General features: G+C 46.7%; 1 protein-coding gene. It reads right to left on the reverse strand.

Going from position 1 to position 334, the window contains the following annotated elements:
- Window positions 1–38: 38 nt before the first annotated feature.
- Window positions 39–334, reverse strand: a 296-nt coding sequence (locus OGY18_RS04270) for a shufflon protein D' (protein WP_286551991.1), incomplete at its 5' end; no start/stop codon positions are given.

Here is a 334-nt window from a genome sequence, read left to right on the forward strand (position 1 = left end):
CCGGATTGACAATCACACTTACATTATCATTTCGATGCTTATGAGCAGCTAATTACGAAACTGCACTTTCCAGTCAGATCCGTTCTGTTGGAACCGGGATGAAAGACATACTCATCGTAGTAGCCGCATGTGACCACACGGTTTGAGTCTACGACAGCAACTTGACCGGCGAAGTAATTGGGTTTCCATCCATGTGGGTTTTCGCTGTTACTGACACTCCAAGTGCATTGATTTGGTGAAAAACCTGCCGGTAAAGGAATTTGTTGGGCGTTGCCAATTAAACCTGTCAAAACAGTGCTCCCTGCATTCCTGCGCCACACGCCGGATTGACAAT

Origin of the sequence: Citrobacter sp. Cpo142 (genome assembly GCF_030332425.1) — a bacterium.
Lineage (GTDB): Bacteria > Pseudomonadota > Gammaproteobacteria > Enterobacterales > Enterobacteriaceae > Citrobacter > Citrobacter portucalensis.